Source organism: Chryseobacterium sp. KMC2 (genome assembly GCF_016756935.1).
In the GTDB taxonomy this organism is placed as follows: Bacteria; Bacteroidota; Bacteroidia; order Flavobacteriales; family Weeksellaceae; genus Chryseobacterium; species Chryseobacterium rhizosphaerae.
In genome coordinates this window covers 19,424-38,791 of record NZ_JAESIT010000003.1, presented here as the reverse complement: position 1 = coordinate 38,791, position 19,368 = coordinate 19,424, and the positions used below count along the sequence as shown (strand labels likewise).

12 protein-coding genes are annotated in these 19,368 nt (G+C 39.2%); 7 read left to right on the top strand and 5 right to left on the bottom strand.

Translation table 11 applies throughout. The features are described from left to right. The first annotated feature begins 12 nt into the window (after positions 1–12). The 7 genes from JML65_RS04285 to JML65_RS04255 all read left to right on the top strand — a co-directional run bounded on the left by JML65_RS04285 (position 13) and on the right by JML65_RS04255 (position 11,704). The gene (locus tag JML65_RS04285; protein ID WP_047484779.1) at positions 13–369 is read left to right on the top strand and encodes a hypothetical protein; all 357 of its coding nucleotides are present in this window, start codon (positions 13–15) and stop codon (positions 367–369) included. 68 nt (positions 370–437) lie between these two features. Next, positions 438–3,125 carry a TonB-dependent receptor domain-containing protein gene (locus tag JML65_RS04280; protein WP_202270024.1) on the top strand — a complete coding sequence of 896 codons (2,688 nt, stop codon included), beginning with the start codon at positions 438–440 and terminating at the stop codon, positions 3,123–3,125. 271 nt (positions 3,126–3,396) lie between these two features. Further along, complete coding sequence (locus JML65_RS04275) at positions 3,397–4,158, top strand: GntR family transcriptional regulator (RefSeq protein WP_202270023.1); 762 nt, start codon at positions 3,397–3,399, stop codon at positions 4,156–4,158. A gap of 64 nt (positions 4,159–4,222) precedes the next feature. Further along, positions 4,223–7,552, top strand: a complete 3,330-nt coding sequence (locus tag JML65_RS04270) for a glycoside hydrolase family 38 C-terminal domain-containing protein (RefSeq protein WP_237390780.1) — start codon at positions 4,223–4,225, stop codon at positions 7,550–7,552. A gap of 78 nt (positions 7,553–7,630) precedes the next feature. After that, positions 7,631–8,569, top strand: coding sequence for an ROK family protein (locus JML65_RS04265; protein ID WP_202270022.1), 939 nt, complete (start codon positions 7,631–7,633; stop codon positions 8,567–8,569). Between the two features lie 13 nt (positions 8,570–8,582). Beyond that, the gene (locus JML65_RS04260; RefSeq protein ID WP_202270021.1) at positions 8,583–10,337 is read left to right on the top strand and encodes a class I mannose-6-phosphate isomerase; all 1,755 of its coding nucleotides are present in this window, start codon (positions 8,583–8,585) and stop codon (positions 10,335–10,337) included. A 5-nt stretch (positions 10,338–10,342) separates the two neighbouring features. Next, complete coding sequence (locus JML65_RS04255) at positions 10,343–11,704, top strand: sugar porter family MFS transporter (protein ID WP_237390779.1); 1,362 nt, start codon at positions 10,343–10,345, stop codon at positions 11,702–11,704. Between the two features lie 94 nt (positions 11,705–11,798). On the opposite strand, the gene JML65_RS04250 is transcribed toward JML65_RS04255, so the two are convergent. The 5 genes from JML65_RS04250 to JML65_RS04230 all read right to left on the bottom strand — a co-directional run bounded on the left by JML65_RS04250 (position 11,799) and on the right by JML65_RS04230 (position 19,313). Continuing rightward, positions 11,799–12,296, bottom strand: a complete 498-nt coding sequence (locus JML65_RS04250; RefSeq protein ID WP_047484764.1) for a phosphoheptose isomerase — start codon at positions 12,294–12,296, stop codon at positions 11,799–11,801. A gap of 23 nt (positions 12,297–12,319) precedes the next feature. Next, entirely contained in the window at positions 12,320–14,602 is a 2,283-nt protein-coding gene (locus JML65_RS04245) for a GH92 family glycosyl hydrolase (protein ID WP_202270019.1), read from the bottom strand. A 16-nt stretch (positions 14,603–14,618) separates the two neighbouring features. Next, positions 14,619–15,479 (bottom strand): ROK family protein, encoded by an 861-nt coding sequence (locus JML65_RS04240; RefSeq protein ID WP_202270018.1) that lies wholly within the window; start codon positions 15,477–15,479, stop codon positions 14,619–14,621. 12 nt (positions 15,480–15,491) lie between these two features. After that, positions 15,492–16,826 carry an alpha-L-fucosidase gene (locus tag JML65_RS04235; protein ID WP_202270017.1) on the bottom strand — a complete coding sequence of 445 codons (1,335 nt, stop codon included), beginning with the start codon at positions 16,824–16,826 and terminating at the stop codon, positions 15,492–15,494. A gap of 81 nt (positions 16,827–16,907) precedes the next feature. After that, a complete protein-coding gene (locus tag JML65_RS04230; RefSeq protein WP_202270016.1) occupies positions 16,908–19,313 on the bottom strand; it encodes an endo-beta-N-acetylglucosaminidase H in 2,406 nt (801 codons plus the stop codon). Positions 19,314–19,368: the final 55 nt, after the last annotated feature.

The window sequence follows — 19,368 nt, the reverse complement described above, 5'->3', positions numbered from 1 at the left end:
ATTTTTGCAGGAATGAAGCTGCTTCACCTATTTTTAATAGTATTTTGTTTAGGAATTTTTTTGGTTCCTAAAGACAGCTTCTATGCCCAATCCATGCAAGATACTTGCTGTAAGGCAGAATCTAAAAAGGATTGCTGTAAACATCATTCTTCTAAAAAAGACAGCAAAGACGATACTACAAAATCTTGTAATGATGACTGTTGTTCATCATGTGTTGCCTGCTTTACTTTTATAGAAACTCCATTTTCAAAAAATTTACGCCTGGAACTGTCTTATTACAAATCGAATAAGAACCCTCAGTTTCAATACTCAGATCCTTATCTTTCAGACCGTTTAAAAGAGATCTGGCAGCCGCCTAAAATAGGTTAATTAAACAGAGTCTGTTCATTATATGATGTAATGGACGGTTTTTTAATTAATCTAAACTTTTAAATAAAATGAAATTATATATTTCCAGGTTACTACTTGGTACCTTATTCCTGTTTACACAATTTATTGCTGCTCAGGGTCTTTCAAAAAATCAGTTCAAAGTAAAAGGGAACTGTGAAATGTGCAAAACCAGAATTGAAGGAGCTGCTAAAAAGGCAGGGGCAAAAACCGCAGTATACTCAATCGATCTGCAAACTTTAACATTAGAAACAGAGCATGTTTCCGCAGATGAAATTTTAAAGAAAGTGGCTGATGCAGGTCATGATAATGAAAAATACAAAGCTTCCAATGATACCTATGAAGGTCTTCCGGGATGCTGCCATTATGATAGAACCCTTCAGCCGGCTGCTACAGAATCTCAGGATCATCATGCCCATAAAAAAGAAAACGAGTTTTATGTAAAAGGAAACTGTGCCTCATGTAAAGCAAGAATTGAAAAAGCAGCTAAAGATGCGGGAGCCGGTTCGGCGGAATGGAATGCAGAAAAACAAACCGTAATCCTGGATTTCGATTCTTCAAAAACCTCATCAGATAAGATTTTAAAAGCAATTGCTGATGCAGGTCATGATAATGAAAAGTATAAAACCTCCGACACCGTTTATAAGAACCTTCCGGGATGTTGCCTGTATGACAGAGATATTCCGTTTGGAGAAGCCAATCCCAATGTTCATTATGAAGAAGGAACAAAGCATGAGGATCACAAAGAGCATCAGCCGCAAGCCAATACCGAAGATCACAGCCAGCATGAAAAGAATATTGACGGTGTAGTGGTAACAGGGTATAAAGCGGCGACATCTTTAAGTAAAAAAGAAGCCGGACTTGTTTTTAATATTGATAAAAAAGAACTTTTAAAAGCTGCCTGCTGTAATCTGTCTGAAAGCTTTGAAACCAATGCTACAGTAGATGTATCTTTCAGTAATGCCGTTACAGGTACCAAACAGTTAAAAATGTTGGGTCTGGACCAGAAATATACCAGCTTAACGAAAGAGCAGCTTCCTGAAATCAGAGGATTAGCCTCAGCTTATGGGCTGAATTTTATTCCCGGAAGATGGATTGAAAGTATTCAGTTAACCAAGGGAGGAAGTACCGTAACTAACGGGTACGAAAGTATTACCGGCCAGATCAATACTGAGCTTCTGAAAAATGCAAAAACACCCGAAACCTCTCTGAATCTTTTTTCTGACTTCAACGGAAGAGCTGAAGCCAATATTACAAGTGTTTCTCCCATTAATGAGAAATGGTCACAGACATTTTTACTTCATGGAAACGGAACCTTTGGAAATACGGATATGAATGGTGACGGTTTCCTGGACAGACCAAAAGGAACACAAATCAATGCTGCTTACCTTCTTAATTATAATGATCTGGAAAAATCCGGATTCGGATCTCACTTTGGAATCAATTTCATCCGGGATGAGAGAACTGCCGGACAAGTAGATTTTGATAAAAAACTGGCTCAGGATAAACAGTATGCTTATGGAGTAGGTATTGATATTTCAAGGTTTCAGGTTTGGAACAAAACAGGATATGTTTTTAAAGGAAAACCTTACCAGAGTATCGGATGGATGAACCAGTATGTGTATCACCAACAGGATAGCTTTTTCGGGCTGAGAAATTATAACGGGCAACAGCACACTTATTATTCCAACTTAATTTTTGAAAGCATTATTGGAAATACCAACCACAAGTATAAAGCCGGAGCAAGCTTTTTATATGATGGCTATGAAGAAAATTACCTGACAGACAACCTTAAGAGAAACGAAATTGTTCCGGGAATTTTTGCAGAATATACTTTAACAGGTTTAAAATATACTTTAGTAGCAGGAGCAAGAGCTGATTTTCACAACTTAGCAGGAACTCAGTTTACCCCCCGACTTAATTTTAAATATGATTTCACTCCCCAGACGATCTTAAGACTTTCTGCAGGAAGAGGATTCAGAACGGCTAATGTTTTTGCGGAAAACCAACAGTATTTTGCGTCCAACAGAGCGATTAATATTCTGTCAAACGGTGGGAACATCTATGGTTTAAAGCCTGAAATAGCATGGAATTATGGAGTAAGTCTGCAACAGGAATTTAAAATTTTCGGAAGAAAATCAACTATTATTGCAGATTTCTTCAGAACGGATTTCCAGGACCAGGTGTTGGTAGATTTGGATAAATCACCTCAGCAACTTACATTCTATAACCTTGAGGGCAAGTCTTTTGCCAACTCTTTTCAAACGCAGTGGGATTTTACTCCTTTCAAAAACTTTGATGTAAGATTAGCGTACAAGTATTATGATGTACAGGCAGATTATATCGGTGGAAGAAGAGAAATTCCTTTTATGGCCAAGCACAGAGGATTTGTGAATTTAGCCTATGCCACCAATAAAAATGATAAAGGCGGATTCTGGAGCTTTGATACTACTTTAAACTGGGTAGGAAAACAAAGACTTCCGGATACATCAAGCAACCCTGCAGAATTTCAGTTACCGGTGTATTCAGAATCGTATGCCATACTTAATGCGCAAATCTCAAGAAATTTCAATAAAAAGATCAGAGCTTATGTAGGGGGAGAGAACCTTACTTCATACTATCAGAAAAATGCAATTGTTGATTTTAAAAATCCTTTTGGAAGTTATTTTGATGGCGGAATGGTGTACGCTCCTATTATGAAAGCTAATTTCTATGTTGGGCTTGATGTTACTTTCTAGTCATTGATACGGGTTGAAAAAACCTTTCAACGCTAAAACATTTCCACAGATTTCTCAGATCACACAGGCTTATGCGCTGTAAAATTCGTGAGATCTGTGGGATTTTTTTGTCGTATGGTCCATAAATACCAGGGTGATCATCATCGACAGGTCGCCATAAAACCAGGATATTTATTATTATTTCTTCACTTCAAGGATCTATGATCAACAGATTTAATAAAAAAATGATCTTGAAATCAAAAAATTATTATATTTACACTTTATTATATGTATGAACATACCTTCTAAAGATTTTACGATTGATCACAACAGCAAACTCCCACTCCATGTACAGGTAGAGGAACTTTTTCGTAAACTTATTAAAATGGAAGAGTATAAAAAAGGAGCTCTATTACCTAAAGAAGTTGACCTGGCTAACCTTTGGGGTGTTTCCCGAAATACCATTCGTCAGGCTACAAACAAACTGGAGCATGAAGGACTGATCATCCGTAAAAAAGGCATTGGAACCCGTGTTGCCGAAAAGAAGAGTCTTGTCACCGGATTGGACCACTGGTACAGCTTTACCAGAGAAATGCAGGAAAAAGGAATTCTTGTAGTCAATCAATCCTTAAAGACGGGTGCAGAACAGCCTACTGAAGAAATCTGCAATTTTTTTAACTGCCCTTCGGATAAAAAAATATTTAAACTTTCTAAATTAAAGGGTGAAAATTCAGGAGATCCGATTGTTTATTTTGAGAGCTATTTTCATCCAAGAATCGGTGTTGATAAAAATGATGATTTCAACATTCCCTTATATGGGATGCTACAGGAAAAATATGGGGTAACAGTACACCGTTCCCGGGAAAACATCAGTGCCTGCCAGGCAGGGAGTGTCATAGGAAAGAAGTTAAAAGTATCAGCCAGTTTTCCGGTGCTGAAGCGCGAGCGTTTTGTCTATGATATCAACGGAAAACCCGTAGAATACAATGTCGGTTATTACCGTTCGGATAAGTTTACCTATACCATAGATATTAACAAGTCTCCGGATAATTGATGGTGTTTTTTTATCGTCTAATATGTTCAAACATTCCAACATATAATTATTAAAAATGAAGCCCATGTATAACAAGTATTTTATTTTGCTGATCTCCTTTTTGATGACAGGCAATGGTATCTATGCTCAGAAGAATGTTCCTTATTTTGGGAATATACAGGCAACCAACGGATATTCCCGTGAAATAAGTGGTGAGAATATCGACTATTTCTCGGCTTTTCCCGATCATGCTACCCGTGCCTTACTTACGCGTACCACAGATGGAGCTAAGACCATCGAATGGGAAACAGCTCCTGTACCACAAAAAAATACCGGCTCATATGTATATTTTAACTGGTTGGTTTCCCATTCGTCCGGAACCAGTGGAGGACCCCGTAATTTTGATTTATACATCAATGATCAAAAAGCACTAACCCTTACGACCTATCCCGCCAATCAGCGTCCGGACTGGATTGCTAAAGCGGCAGACAGTACAGCCTTTGTATTTCATCAAACCAAAATGGACGGACTGAAAGATTCCTATGGTATCGCTTATCTGCGGGTTCCTGTGAGTAAGGTTACCCCAGGAAAACCTCTCCGTTTAAAAATAGTGGGACAAGCACAGAATAGCCGGGATTGGCTGATGACTTATAAATTTACATTTCAGGAAAAAATAGATGCCCAGTCTACCCCATTTCTTTTAAAAGACGGCAAACGTCTTCTCACCCTTACGACCCTTCACTTTGGTCCGGAACAAAAAATAACCGCTAAAATAGATAACAAAGACACTTTCTCTTTTACGATGCCGGATGGTATTAAAACCTTTGACATTCCTGTTTCTCTTTCCTCAAAAGGAGGTAATATAGAACTGGTGGTTACCTCAGGAAAAAAAGAGCTTCTCCGTAAAACCATTCAGGCAGGAGCTGTAGTTCCCCGTACCTTATACTTCGTTCATCATTCTCATACCGATGTCGGATATTCACATCTCCAGGCAGAAGTAGAAAAGATTCATACCCAGAATATCTATGATGCACTCAAAATGATTGAGGAAACCAAAAATCTACCTGAGGAAGCCCGTTTTAAATGGAATGTAGAAGCCCTTTGGGATGTGGAAAACTTTATGCGAAAAGCAACTCCCGAAGATAAAAAGGCTTTTGCAAAAGCCGTCAAAGAGGGAGGCATTGGTCTTTCTGCCATGTATGGTAATATTCTGACAGGACTTAGCCAGCCGGAGGAATTATTTCATTACACTGAATACGCGCAGAAACTGGAAAAGGAATTTGGCTTTACGATCAACAGTGCCATGATGTCTGATGTTCCCGGATTTGCATGGTCTTTAGTTCCGGCCCTGGCTTCATCCGGTGTAAAATATTTCTCAAGTGGGCCTAATTATCTGGGAAAAACAAATCCTTATCTTGGAGACCGTGTAGGAAACTTTGTCAAAAAATGGGGTGATCAACCTGTATGGTGGCAATCTCCATCCGGAAAACAAAAAATATTATTCTGGACCGCAGGAAGAGGATATTCTTCGTGGCATGGAGTTCATCCCGGAGCTGTATTTGAAAATGGTCAGAAAAAAATTGCAGAATATCTGGAAGATCTTACCCATGCCAATTATCCTTATGATATGGTACAATGGCGATATAATATTGTTGCTGATAATGGACCTATAGATCCTTCTATCTCAAAATTTGTGGACGAATGGAATAAAAAATATGAATCTCCAAAAATAGTACTCAGCACCAATGAAAAAATGTTTGAAATTTTTGAGAAAAAATACGGAGACCAGATTCCTGTAGTAAAAGGAGATATCAGCCCTCATTGGGAGGACGGAGCAATGTCTACCGCCAAAGAAGAAGGGATTAACAGAAACAGCAGCTTAAAGCTGCAACAGCTCACTACCCTCTACGCTATGCTGAATCCTCGCCAATATAACGGTCAGCATTTTTATGAGGCATGGAGAAATGTTATTTTGTTTCATGAACACACCTGGGGAGCATTCAACAGTATTACCGCACCGGATCTTCCTTTTGTAAAAGACCAATGGCAGGTAAAGAAACAATTCTCTCTCGATGGAAGTTCTCTTGCAGACAAGCTGGAAAAGGAGCTGCTACAACCCATTACTGATCCGGCTTCTAAGACGATTGTTGTTTTTAATACCTCTTCGTGGGTACGTAGTGGCACAGTCTCCGTTCCGGAAGCCAACCTTGGAAATGCCGTTCAGGATGCTTCCGGGAATAAGACCCCTTTACAAAAGCTGCAGGATGGAACTATGGCATTTATCGCGAAAAATATTCCACCACTTGGTTCTGCAGTCTATACCATTACTAAAACTAAAGTCCCTGCTGCTGACCCTTTCACTATAACCACTAACAGTATATCGAATGGAAAGGTTACCGTAACATGGGATTCTAAAACGGGAAGTATCACCCATTTTACAGATAACAGTACAACTAATTATGCAGGAAGTTTTAACAATCAAGGGTTGAACAGCTACTGGTATGTTCCGGGATCCGATCCGAAAGAAGCTGTATCCAATTCTGACATACAGGTAAAAGTATTGGAAAAGGGACCGGCAATGGCTAGAGTTTCATTGGTATCAGAAGCTCCGGGAGCAAAAAAGCTGGAAAGAATAATCACTCTATGGGCAGACAGTGATGAAATTTCCCTGGAAAACATTCTCGATAAAAAGTCTGTCCGTTCAAAAGAGTCTGTACATTTTGGATTCCCTTTCAATACTGATTTTAAAAACATTACTGTAGATGCAGGATACGGTACCATGAAATATCTTACGGACCAGCTTCCGGGATCCAATATGGATTACTGGTACAGCCGACGTTGGGTTGATGCTTCTTTCGGACAAAAGGGTATGCAGTGGATGATGCTGGAAACGCCATTGATTGAAGCGGCAGAAATGATTGACGAAAGAATGGTTATTGACAACAGCCACAAAAAATGGAAGGATCAGGGAACTCCTTATACAACCAACTGGTTCAGCTACGCCATGAATAACTACTGGCACACCAATTATAAGGCAGATCAGGAAGGTCCGGTACATTACCGCTATGCTCTCCGTCCGCATTCTGCTTTTAATGCTGTAGAAAATGAAAAATACGCAGCTGCTTTTACTCAACCTCTCATCGCTATTCCCATGAAAGAAAAATCACCCCTTACAGGAAGCCTTTTTCTTATGAATAATGATAAAGTGGTAGTAACAAGCATTACTCCACAGGAAGATCAGAGTTTCGTGATCAGGCTGTATAATCCTGATGAGAAGGAGCAGACCACTGCATTTTTATGGAAACAACTTCAGCCATCGAAACTTATTGACCTTACAACAGGCAAAACAATATCTCCAAACGAAAAACTTAGTTTATCAGGTATGGACGTGGTAGAAATAAAGGTAATACCTTAAAGCTAACCCTTATAGGTACTAACCCTTATAGATTGAATATAATCTTTATACCCATTTAATAATACTAAAAGTAAAACAATGTCAAAGCCAGTAATTGCCATCGATATGGGAGGCACAAAGATTAAAATAGGTATTGTACAGGGTAATACTGTTCTTTCCTCTGATTCTATTGATGCTGATTCCGGTAGCGGGCTCAGAAAGAGACTCCATTTTATCCAAAAGGCTGTAGAAGATTTGCTTGACCGAGAAGGGATTTCCTTAGCAGAGATTACAGGACTTGGGATGGCTTCTCCCGGTATTATAGACAGTATTCAGAAAAAGATTCTTTCAATTGATAAGAAATTTGGAGATGCTCCCGGTATTCATTTAGAAGAATGGTGTTTACAGACTTTCAACCTACCCTTTAGCATAGAAAATGACGCCCGTTCTGCTCTATGGGGAGAATGGAAATATGGAAAGGCAAAAAATTTTGACAGTGCTGTCATCATGACTTTGGGAACGGGAATAGGAAGTGCAGCTATCATGGACAGGCAGTTATTGAGAGGTAAGCATTTTACGGCAGGAATACTGGGTGGACATTCTGTGATCAATTACAAAGGAATCCATTGCAACTGCGGTAATAAAGGTTGTGTAGAAACCGAAGCTTCAACCTGGAATCTTACCAGTATAGCCCGTTCAGATAAAAATTTTGCAGAAAGTCCCCTAGCCCATGCCCCTGCCATCGATTATGAATTAATTTTCAACCTGGCACAGGAAGGCGATGCAGTGGCGTTACATATTCGTGAACAAAGTGTACAGGTATGGTCGGCATGTGCCATTAATCTCATTCATGCTTATGACCCGGAAATTTTAGTTCTTACTGGAGGAATTATGGCCAGTAGTTCTCAGATTGTTCCTTACATCAGAAAACATATAGAAACTCATGCCTGGACACCCTGGGGGAAAGTAAGCATTGAGGAAGGTGAATTTCCTGATACAGCCGCTCTATTGGGAATAGCACATCTTGTAAGTAATTAATAAAAATATAAGAATGAAATCAAATTTTAATAAATATCCTATCATTGAAATACAGGGGCACACCTGTACAACCGGCTGGGAAAATATTGCGAAAGCACTTCAAAAAGGTACTTCAAAAATAATAGCTATTGAATGTTATCCGGGAGTATTGCTGGAAGAAATCATCACTTCAGTACAGGAATGGTTAAGCCCTGAACGTATCTTCAATACTACAGAGGCTATGAAATCTGAGGATGAAATTACCGAAATGGTGGAAAAGTACGTAACAGATGATCCTGTATTCGGGTATATAACGCCCTTGGAACTGGAGGATTATTTTGATCCGTCAAAAGTGGCTGTACTTCAGAAAAGTATAGATCATAGTAATGGCTGTACAGTCATTATAGGACCGGGAGCTAGTTTAGTCTATCCTAAGTTTGACCTTTCCGTTTATGCAGATATGCCCCGATGGGAAATACAGATGCGCTACCGCAACAATACAGCCTGTAATCTGGGCAGAACCAATTATACTGATTCTGTTGCCTATCAATACAAGCATGCTTATTTTGTAGATTGGCGTGTGTGCGACCGCTATAAAAAACGCATCCTGAAGTCCTGTCAGTTTGTGCTTGATACCACTTTACCTCATCACCCCAAAATGATCGGGGTACAAGCTTTATTGGAAGCGCTGCAGAAAACTGTAAAACGTCCCTTTAGAGTCGTTCCTTTTTTTGATCCGGGACCATGGGGAGGCCAATGGTTAAAAGAGGTGTGTGATTTAGACAGAAGCCGTCCCAACTATGCCTGGGGTTTCGACTGTGTTCCAGAAGAAAACAGTTTATTATTAGGCTTTGGAGATCAGGTCGTAGAAATACCTGCCATTAACCTGGTATTTTTTCAGCCGGAAGCCTTATTGGGAAAACAGGTATATGAAGGATTTGGAGATGAATTTCCTATCCGTTTTGATTTTCTGGACACCATGGAAGGAGGCAATCTGAGCTTACAGGTACATCCACTGAAAGAATATATCAAAGAAAAATTCGGGATGTCTTATACTCAGGATGAAAGTTATTATATGCTGGATGCCAAAGATGATGCTTTTGTCTATCTTGGCCTGAAAGAAAATATCAATCCGGAAAGGATGATGGAAGATTTAACAGCGGCACAGCATGGCAACATCCCTTTTGATACCGAAGAATATGTACAAAAATGGCCGGTCCGCAAACATGATCATGTGTCAATCCCGGCAGGCACCGTACATTGTTCAGGAGCAGATTCTGTAGTACTGGAGATTAGTGCTACTCCCTATATTTTTACCTTCAAGCTGTGGGATTGGGGAAGAATGGGACTGGATGGAAAACCCAGGCCTATATCTCTGAAACACGGTAACAATGTAATCCAATGGGATCGTACGACTTCATGGGTCAAAGAAAATATTCTTAATCTTACCGAGTCCGTGGCTGAAGGAGATGGATGGAGAGAAGAACGCACCGGACTAGATGCCTTGTCGTTTATAGAAACCCGAAGACATTGGTTTACAAAAAAAGTGATTCATCATACGGAAGGTGTAGTGAATGTACTGAATCTGGTGGAAGGCCATGAAGTTATTGTAGAGAGTCCGGATCACCGTTTTGAGCCTTATGTCATTCATTATGCCGAAACCTTTATTGTACCGGCTGATATAGGAGCTTATACCATTATGCCTTATGGTGAAAGTGCAGGTAAAGAATGTGTGACTATAAAGGCAAGCATCCGAAGGGACATGATTGCAGAAAAAGTTTTAAACTAAACGATATGCCACCAACTCCAAATTCAAATATTATTTATAAAGCTACCCTGGTAGCCTCCGTGGGCGGTTTATTATTCGGGTATGATACGGCGGTGATTTCCGGAGCTATCGGATTTATGAAGATCTATTACCAGCTTTCTGATGTGATGACCGGCTGGGTGGCTTCCTGTGCTTTGCTTGGCTGTATTGTCGGAGCAATGTATTCCGGGAAGCTTAGTGATTATGTTGGGCGTAAGAAAGTCCTGATGCTTTCCGGTTTCTTGTTTACCATTTCTTCAGTAGGTACAGCTATAGCTCCCAATCTTTGGATCTTTGTATTATTCCGGATTATTGGTGGTATGGGAATAGGCATTGCCTCTATGCTCTCTCCGATGTATATTTCAGAAATGGCGCCTGCTGGCATCCGGGGACGTCTGATCTCTATTTTCCAATTGGGAATTGTCTCCGGAATTCTCATCATCTATTTTGTGAATGCCTATATTGCAGGGATACATAATGAAAGCTGGAATATTTCTACCGGCTGGCGCTGGATGTTTGGCTCAGGAATTATCCCATCAGTAATTTTTGTATTGCTATTGCTCACTGTACCGGAAAGTCCGCGTTGGCTGGCCGGGCAGAGACGAAATACAGAAACTTTGGAAATCCTTAGTCAGATCAATGGAAAAGCTATTGCTCAGCAGGAGCTTGAATCTATTAACGAATCACTCAAAGACGAAACCCCTTTTTCCTTTTCCGACGTCAGAGAGCCAAAGGTAAAACGGGCGTTGGGAATTGGTATTCTACTCGCTGTATTTTCACAGATAACGGGGATCAATGCGATTATGTATTATGCTCCGGAAATCTTTAAAGCAACCGGCGTAGGATCTGATTCTGCCTTTATACAGACCATTTTGGTGGGTATTATTAATGTCATTTTCACTTTCGTGGCCATAAGATATGTAGACCAATGGGGGCGGAAAAAATTATTACTGCTCGGCATCAGTGGTATGAGTATCTGTCTGTTTATCGTAGGTCTGGCATTTTACTCACAGCAGCAGGGTTATCTTGTTCTCATTGCCATATTGGGGTATATTGCCTCTTTTGCCATGTCCCTGGGGCCTCTTACATTTGTTGTGATTGCTGAAATTTTCCCTACCAAGGCCCGGGCCACAGCGATGTCTGTTGCTACTTTCTTTCTGTGGGCAGCTGTATTTTTGGTCTCTCAGACTTTTCCTGTACTGATAGGAAGTATAGGAAATGCGTATACCTTCTGGCTTTATATGCTCGTTGCGGTCATTGCTTTTCTTTTTATCTGGAAAAGAATTCCGGAGACCAAAGGAAAGACACTGGAAGAAATAGAAAATACCTGGCAGGAAAATAAGAATTGAATGTTTAGCATTTCCTGCGGAATGAAATAACAAATCCCATTTTAGTCATCAAATGATCAACTAAAATGGGATATTTATTTGTACTTATCCTGAACTATCTTCCGAAGTCATCCTGTACTCTTACAATATCATCTTCATCAGAAGGATGAGAGGCATCGGTGTGCTGCCAGATTTCAGCAACAACTCCCCAGCCGTCTAAACCGATCAAACGGTGTCTCTCTCCCTGCTGAAGTTTTACCTGATCTGCCGGATGGTAGGTTTTCAATTCTCCTTCTTCATCGGTATTGCTTCTCTTAATACCCACGGTTCCTTCTACTACCTGCCAGATCTCAGCTCTTCTGTGGTGATACTGCCAGCTTAGTCTTGCTTCAGGAGCTACTATAAGAATTTTAGGACTCAATTTTCCTCCTATTCTTAAACTGTCTACATCAATTCCATCAAAATATTGGTTGGCAAAGTCCTGTGCCTGAGTTTCATCAATCACAAAAAAACCACCCCATGGTCTTGTATCATCTTTTGCAGCAAGATTAAATCCTTGCGTTGCCAGCATTTTTTCTACTCTAGCGAATATTTCTTTCTTTTCTGTACTCATACAGTTGTATTTGTAGTTTAAAATTATTTAGTTGATTCTTCTTTTGATATTGAATATGGAAAATCTTTTTCCTGGGAACCTCTTTCTTTATTAGGTCGGCTATCCATTTTAAAATCCAGAACAGCACCTTTCATCAGTTCTTTATGGCTTAGCCAGTTTTTGGAATAAGGCTGCTGGTTTACATTCAATGATTTTACATATAGGTTTTCGGAATTATTTTCCGGAGCTTTTATTTCAATTTTCTTGCCATTTTCAAGATGAACAGTAGCTTCTTTGAACAATGGAGCTCCTAAAACATACTGGTCTGTTGCCGGTGTTACCGGATAAAATCCTAATGCTGAGAAAATATACCACGCAGAAGTCTGCCCGTTATCTTCATCACCACAATACCCGTCGGGTGTTGCCATATATAGTTTATTCATGACCTGTCTTACCCAATATTGTGTTTTATAGGGAGAGCCGGCATAATTGTATAAATAAATCATATGCTGAATAGGCTGGTTTCCATGAGCATACTGCCCCATATTCATGATCTGCATTTCTCTGATTTCGTGGATCACGCTTCCATAATAACTGTCATCAAAAACCGGTGGCAGAGAGAAAACCTCATCCAGTTTAGCTTCAAATTTCTTTTTGCCTCCCATCAATGTGGCAAGGCCATCAATATCCTGAAAAACAGACCAGGTATAATGCCAGCTGTTTCCTTCTGTAAAAGCATCACCCCATTTGAAGGGATTGAAAGGTTTCTGGAAGTTACCATCCTTATTTTTACCACGCATCAAGCCTGTTTCCTGATCGAATACATTTTTATAATTGTAGGCTCTTTTTTTATAGATATCAATTTCCGAAGCCGGTTTTCCTAATGCTTTACCCAATTGGTAGATAGAAAAATCATCATATGCATATTCCAGGGTTCTGGCTGCATTTTCGTTAATCTTTACATCATAAGGAACATAGCCCAGTTTATTGTAATACTCCACACCTGCACGGCCTACAGCTTCTATAGGTCCTTCATTATTTGCACCGTGTTTTACAGCCTGCCAAAGGGTTTCTGCATCATAACCACGAAGTCCTTTTATATAAGCATCTGCTACTACAGATGCAGAATTGTTTCCAATCATAATATCTGAATATCCCGGACTGCTCCATTCTGGTAAGAAGCCTCCCTCTTTGTAGGCATTGGCCAATCCTTCCTGCATTTCAACATTGATCCCCGGATATACCAGGTTCAGGAAAGGATACAAAGCACGAAACGTATCCCAGAAACCTGTTCCCGCAAACATCCTACCATCCAACACTTTACCATTGTAAGGACTCCAGTGCTTTATTTTATTCTGCGCATCAATTTCATATAATTTTTGTGGAAAAAACAATGTCCTGTATAAAGAAGAATAAAAGGTTCTCATCTGTTGGTCTGTTCCTCCTTTCACCTCTATTTTCCCTAATGTTTTGTTCCAGATATTTTTAGCCTCGGTTTTTACCTGCTCAAAATTTTTGCTGCCAATTTCTCTTTTCAGATTCAGTTCAGCCTGTTCAAAGCTTATGAATGAAGAGGCTACTTTTGCATAAACCGCTTCCTTGTTTTTAAGTTTAAATCCAACAACTGCACCGGCATGATCGCTGGTAATTTCTAGCTGATCATTAACCAGTTTATCATTCTTCCAGGCTTTTGTCAGCTCGAAATCTTTATCAAACTGAATCACAAAATAGTTTTTAAAATTCTCATATTTTCCTGTTGAATATCTGGTCGTATACCCCAGGATTTTTCTTTCTTTAGGAAGAATTTTAATGTAAGAGCCTTTATTCAAAGCATCAATTACTACGTAAGCACTGTCTGTTTTAGGAAAATCAAACTTAAAGAAAGAAGCTCTTTCTGTAGGTGTAAATTCAGTTGTTACATTAATATCAGCTAAGTATACACTATAAAAATAAGGAGTTGAAACCTCAGCTTTATGGCTGAACCAGCTTGCCCTGTCATCTTCTTTAAATTTTAGCTGACCAACACCCGGCATGATGGAAAAAGCGCCATAATCATTCATCCATGGAGAAGGCTGATGGGTTTGTTTAAATCCTTTTATTTTATCGGCATCATAAGTGTATGCCCATCCGTCACCCATTTTACCTGTCTGAGGAGTCCAGATATTCATTCCCCAGGGAAGTCCGACTGCCGGATAGGTATTTCCATTGGATAAAGAAGGCTTAGACTGAGTTCCCATTAACGGATTCACATAATCTACAAGAGATCCGTTCTGCCCGAATGCACAGACCTGTAATAAAAGAAAAAAAGTAGAAAATAAAGACTTCATTGTATCGTTTTATTATTTATTTAAGCATTTTCAAAGCATAACTGGCCGCACCTAAGATGGCTGCATCTTCAAAAATAGCAGAAATTCTAACGGGCAAGTTAATATTATTCTTTATTAAATTCTGAATAAACCGCTTCTCAAAGTAAGGATATGCTTTTGCAATATTCCCTCCAATTACCAAAACTTCAGGTTCATAATGGTTCACGTATTGTACTACAAATTCGGAAAAAGAATCTGCATATTCATCAAATATTTTGGTTTGTATTTCAAGGGGTTTATCCAGCAGCTCTTTGGTTCCTGAAATCTGTTCCCCTGTTAATTCAGCATAATAATTAACAAACCAGCGTGTTGCCAGATAGTCTTCACAAATAGAGTTTTTAAAGGATGAATCCCAAAGATCTTCGTCAGTGGCAAATTCCCCATTATAAAAAGTAGTTCCCAATCCTGTTCCCAGCGTTACTCCAAAAACCTTGTTGAAACCCTGCACACAACCTCCAAAAACCTCACCTTCCATAAAGGCAGCGGCATCATTTACAAAATATATCTGATCCTGAGAAATCGACATTCTTTTAGCCAGCTCTTCTTTGATATTAACCTGATAGATGTCTATAAATTTTCCTTGCTGCATCAGAGATATTCCATTTTCATAATCGAAAGGCCCCGGCATTGCAATTCCCAATAAAAGATCTTCTTTATCCAAATCATGGGCTGCCTTATCGATCGCTGAAACCCATGCAGAAAAAATGATTTCTTTAGATTCAAAAGAGTCTACATGCTCCCGTACATATGTTGAAGAAATGATTTCACGTTTTTCAGAATTCACCTGAGCCAGTGTAATATGGGATCCTCCAATGTCTATTCCTAGTATATTTTGCATTATTTTTCCAATTTATTTTCCTTCAAAAGTTATAACAACATTTGGGTTTTGACTATTTACAGTATAGCTATCAAATGTTAAGGTGTTATTTTTTAAATTATATTTTATAGGTTTTCTATCTTTTAACAAATAGGCAGAGCTAATCTTTTTAAATGGAAAATTTTCCAAAGTAATTGTTTTTTCTTCCTTATTATTAAGGATATGAACATAGATTTTACCTGCCTTCTGAGTGATGGCTCCCCATTTTTGAGGTGGAAGATACCCTCCTCTTGTTCCATAAATACTTTCACCATACACTTTCATCCAATTTCCCATTTCTGTAAAGGAATGAATAAAAGGTTCCGGAATTTTACCATTAGGCATAGGTCCTACGTTTAACAACAAATTGGCGTTACTTCCTGCTGCATTGACCAACAAATCTAAAAGTTCCTTAGATGTTTTATTCTTGTTGTCTTTTAAATTGAACCCCCAGGAGCCATTTATTGTTTCACAGGTTTCTAAAGGCAGTTGAGATGTTTTTTGAAAACTCAATCCACTTTTATTCTGCCCCGGAATATCTCTTTCAAACATCTGGAAATCTTCCCCTTTTAATGGAGTGATATGATGATTATTCCCAACAAGACATTGAGGCTGAAGTGTATGGATAAGCTGATAAATTTCCTCCATTCTCCAATCTACATATGTTTGTTCCTTTCTGTTTTCTTTTTCCTCTTCCATTTGATCCCAATACCCATCAAACCAGATCCCTGAAACTTCACCATACTGGGTTAATAGTTCTGTCAATTGATTTTTCATAAACTGGATATAGTCATTCCAGTTTCCTTTTTCAGTACGTCCGGTTTCCTTCCCTGTACGGCCTGTCCAGTAAGAATAATCAGTTCTTCTCCAGTCCAACAGTGAATAATAAAATGCTATTTTGATCCCCTGCTGATGACACTCCTGAGCCAGCTCTTTCACAAGATCCCTTTTAAAGGGGGTATTCATGATCGTAAAATCCGAATATTTGGTATCCCACATACTAAAACCATCGTGATGTCTTGTCACTAATGTAATATATTTTATTCCGGCATTTTTAGCCATTGTAACATATTCTTTAGCATTAAACTCTGTGGGGTTAAAGAAATCTTTCAGCTTAGTGTAATCATTCACTGGAATTTTATCATCGTTCATCACCCATTCTCCCCTGCCCAATTCACTATATAATCCAAAATGGATAAACATACCGAATTTTTCATTCTGAAATTCTGTTCTTGCTTTAAGATTAGCGGCTACCGGTTCATAGTTTTGCTGAGAAAATCCCATACAAAAGCTCACCACCAATATCATTAATAATATTTTTTTTACCATCAGTTACTTCCTAAATTTTAACAGATAAAACCTGCCTTATGCTATTAAAAACATAACGCAGGTCTTGATTAGATCTTATATTTATTTTACAATTATTTTACCAGATGACACTACCTTATTATCAGCTGATGTAATTTTGTAAAGATAAGTACCCGCGGGTAAATCCTGCGTATTAACTACATTATTATTTGGGTTAATATTCTGTTTTTTAGACAATGTTCCTGAAGCTCCATACAAAGATATTTCGCTTGCAGATCTGTCATCAATTCTAAACTTAATATCCTCTCCTCTTTTAACAGGATTCGGATACGCTGTATTTTCCTGTTTATTTTCAATTCCTTTTGCCGTTTTTACAGATAAAGAAGAAGGACAAGGGACTTCTGTTTTCCAGTTGACATCCGACATACTGATTAAAGTAGCGGAATGACCGTTTGGAGTAGCATCTACTGCTCCGCTTCCACTTCCGTCATCCATTTTCCAATTGGCCTCCAGGCTCGTTGAGCTGGCCGCAATATTACATTTGTTATCCAGGATTTCCTGAGCCGTCAGAGCTTTCTTCCATACTCTGAATTCATCCAGCGATCCATTAAGTGCACGGGAGTTATCATAATTTCTACCCATATAAAGAATACCATTTGCTGTAAAATTACCGGTAGCCGCAGTACTTGCATCAAGATTACCATTGACGTAGAGTTTCATCGTTGCTCCATCATAAGTTGCTGCCACATGATACCATGTATTGGCATTAAGAGCTGTATTTCCGTTCAATTTTATCTGAGATGAACCAAAACTTAAGGTAAACTGCAGTTTATTATTGGCAAGAGTAGCATCTCCCAATCTTAGTATGGCTGAATTATTATCTCCCACTTCAATTCCTATTACTGACGAAATATAAGGGAAAGCAGTTTTGAATGTATTTACTTTTACCCAGCCTTCAAAAGTAACAGCATTTCCATTGAGGTTAAATTGTCCGGCATTAAGATATTGACTGCTTCCGTTAAAAGAAAGAGATCTTGGGCCAGGGCTGGTAACAGGAACAAGCCCACTATTGAATGGAGTATCTGCTGAATAGGTACTGGTAGTTGTTCCTCCGCATACAGACTGTATTTTCCATACATAGTTGGTATTGGCAGTCAGGTTCTGAAGGGTATAGGTATTGGTGGTAATATTAGGAACTGTAGTCCATGTTGAGGCTGCTGTAGTTTTATATTGTAAAGTATAGGAAGCAGCTGTTCCTACAGTATCCCAGGATAATTTGGTAGTTGTTCCAAGGGCATTGGATGCTATTAAATTTGATGGAGTGGCACATCCGTTTCCTGAATTAAATCTTGGGGCAAAAATGTAGGTACTTTTTGACGTTGAAGAACAGTTAGACTGTATTCTCCAGTCATATTCTGTATTGGATGTTAAATTATTTACGACAATATTGCTTCCTGTATAATTACTTGTTACATTCGTCCAGGTTGTTGAACTGGCAGGCTTATAATCTATATTGTAAGTTTGGGAGCCGCTGGAGGTCCAGTTTAATTTTGCAGAAGTTCCTGTAAGAGTGTTTGCTTCTAATCCTAACGGCGGATCACATGCTGCCCCCTGAGTCCAAGAATAAAGCTGGCCCGACAATACTGTATTTTGGTTATAGAGTATATTGGATCCTGTACTTAAATAGCTGGCCATGTTCGTACCCGGCAGATCATACCACATAAATACGCCATAGCCGTCATTTTTTGAATTGGTAGCCAAAGTGGAAAGTGTAGAAGTAGAGGTGTTATTGATCCATGTTGCCGCAGCAGAAAGCTTAGCTTTGGTAAGAGGAGGCACACTCGGAGCGCTGTATGTCCCGTAATAGGCATTCCAGCTGTAGTCAATATAATTTCCTGCCTGATCTCCATTATAGCTCTGCCTTGAAGTTGCAGGGCCCAGATAATAGAAGGTAATCAGTTTATCAGGCATTGCTGCTTTAAGTTCCTGAAGAAGCATTACAAAAGAGCTGCTATTTGGCTGTCCGGTTCCGTTATTTCCGTAATCAGCATATTCGTCATCCAGGTCTACCCCATCCAACCCATAAGTATAAACAGTATTTGCGATCTGCAGGGCAAAATCTTTCGCAGCTTCCCTATTCGGAAAGTTGGAGATCCCAGCTCCCTGATGATTTCCCAGAATATCAAGTAAAACCTTAATTCCTTTTTGTTGTAAAGGTTTCACATATGTATCGACATCATTCAATACTTTGGTAACATTATTATTGTTTGAAATGTACGCTCTGCTTTTGGACACATCATAATTAATGTTGGCCGCAAAAATAATAGCGACGTCAAAAAGCTGTTTTCCACTGTTCTGCAGGGTATAGGATCCTGCATTCAGCATATTGTTGTTATTCACTTCCACATAGCATATCCCAACAGGATTATTAAGCTGTTGTGCATCGAGAAGAGAGCCTGAATGAAGCATCATTGCCATCAGGCCCATAAAAAAGGATTTTTTTTTCATTGTATACATTATTTTGATGTTTTTGGTGTCGGGATTCTATATACCACTCCCCGGG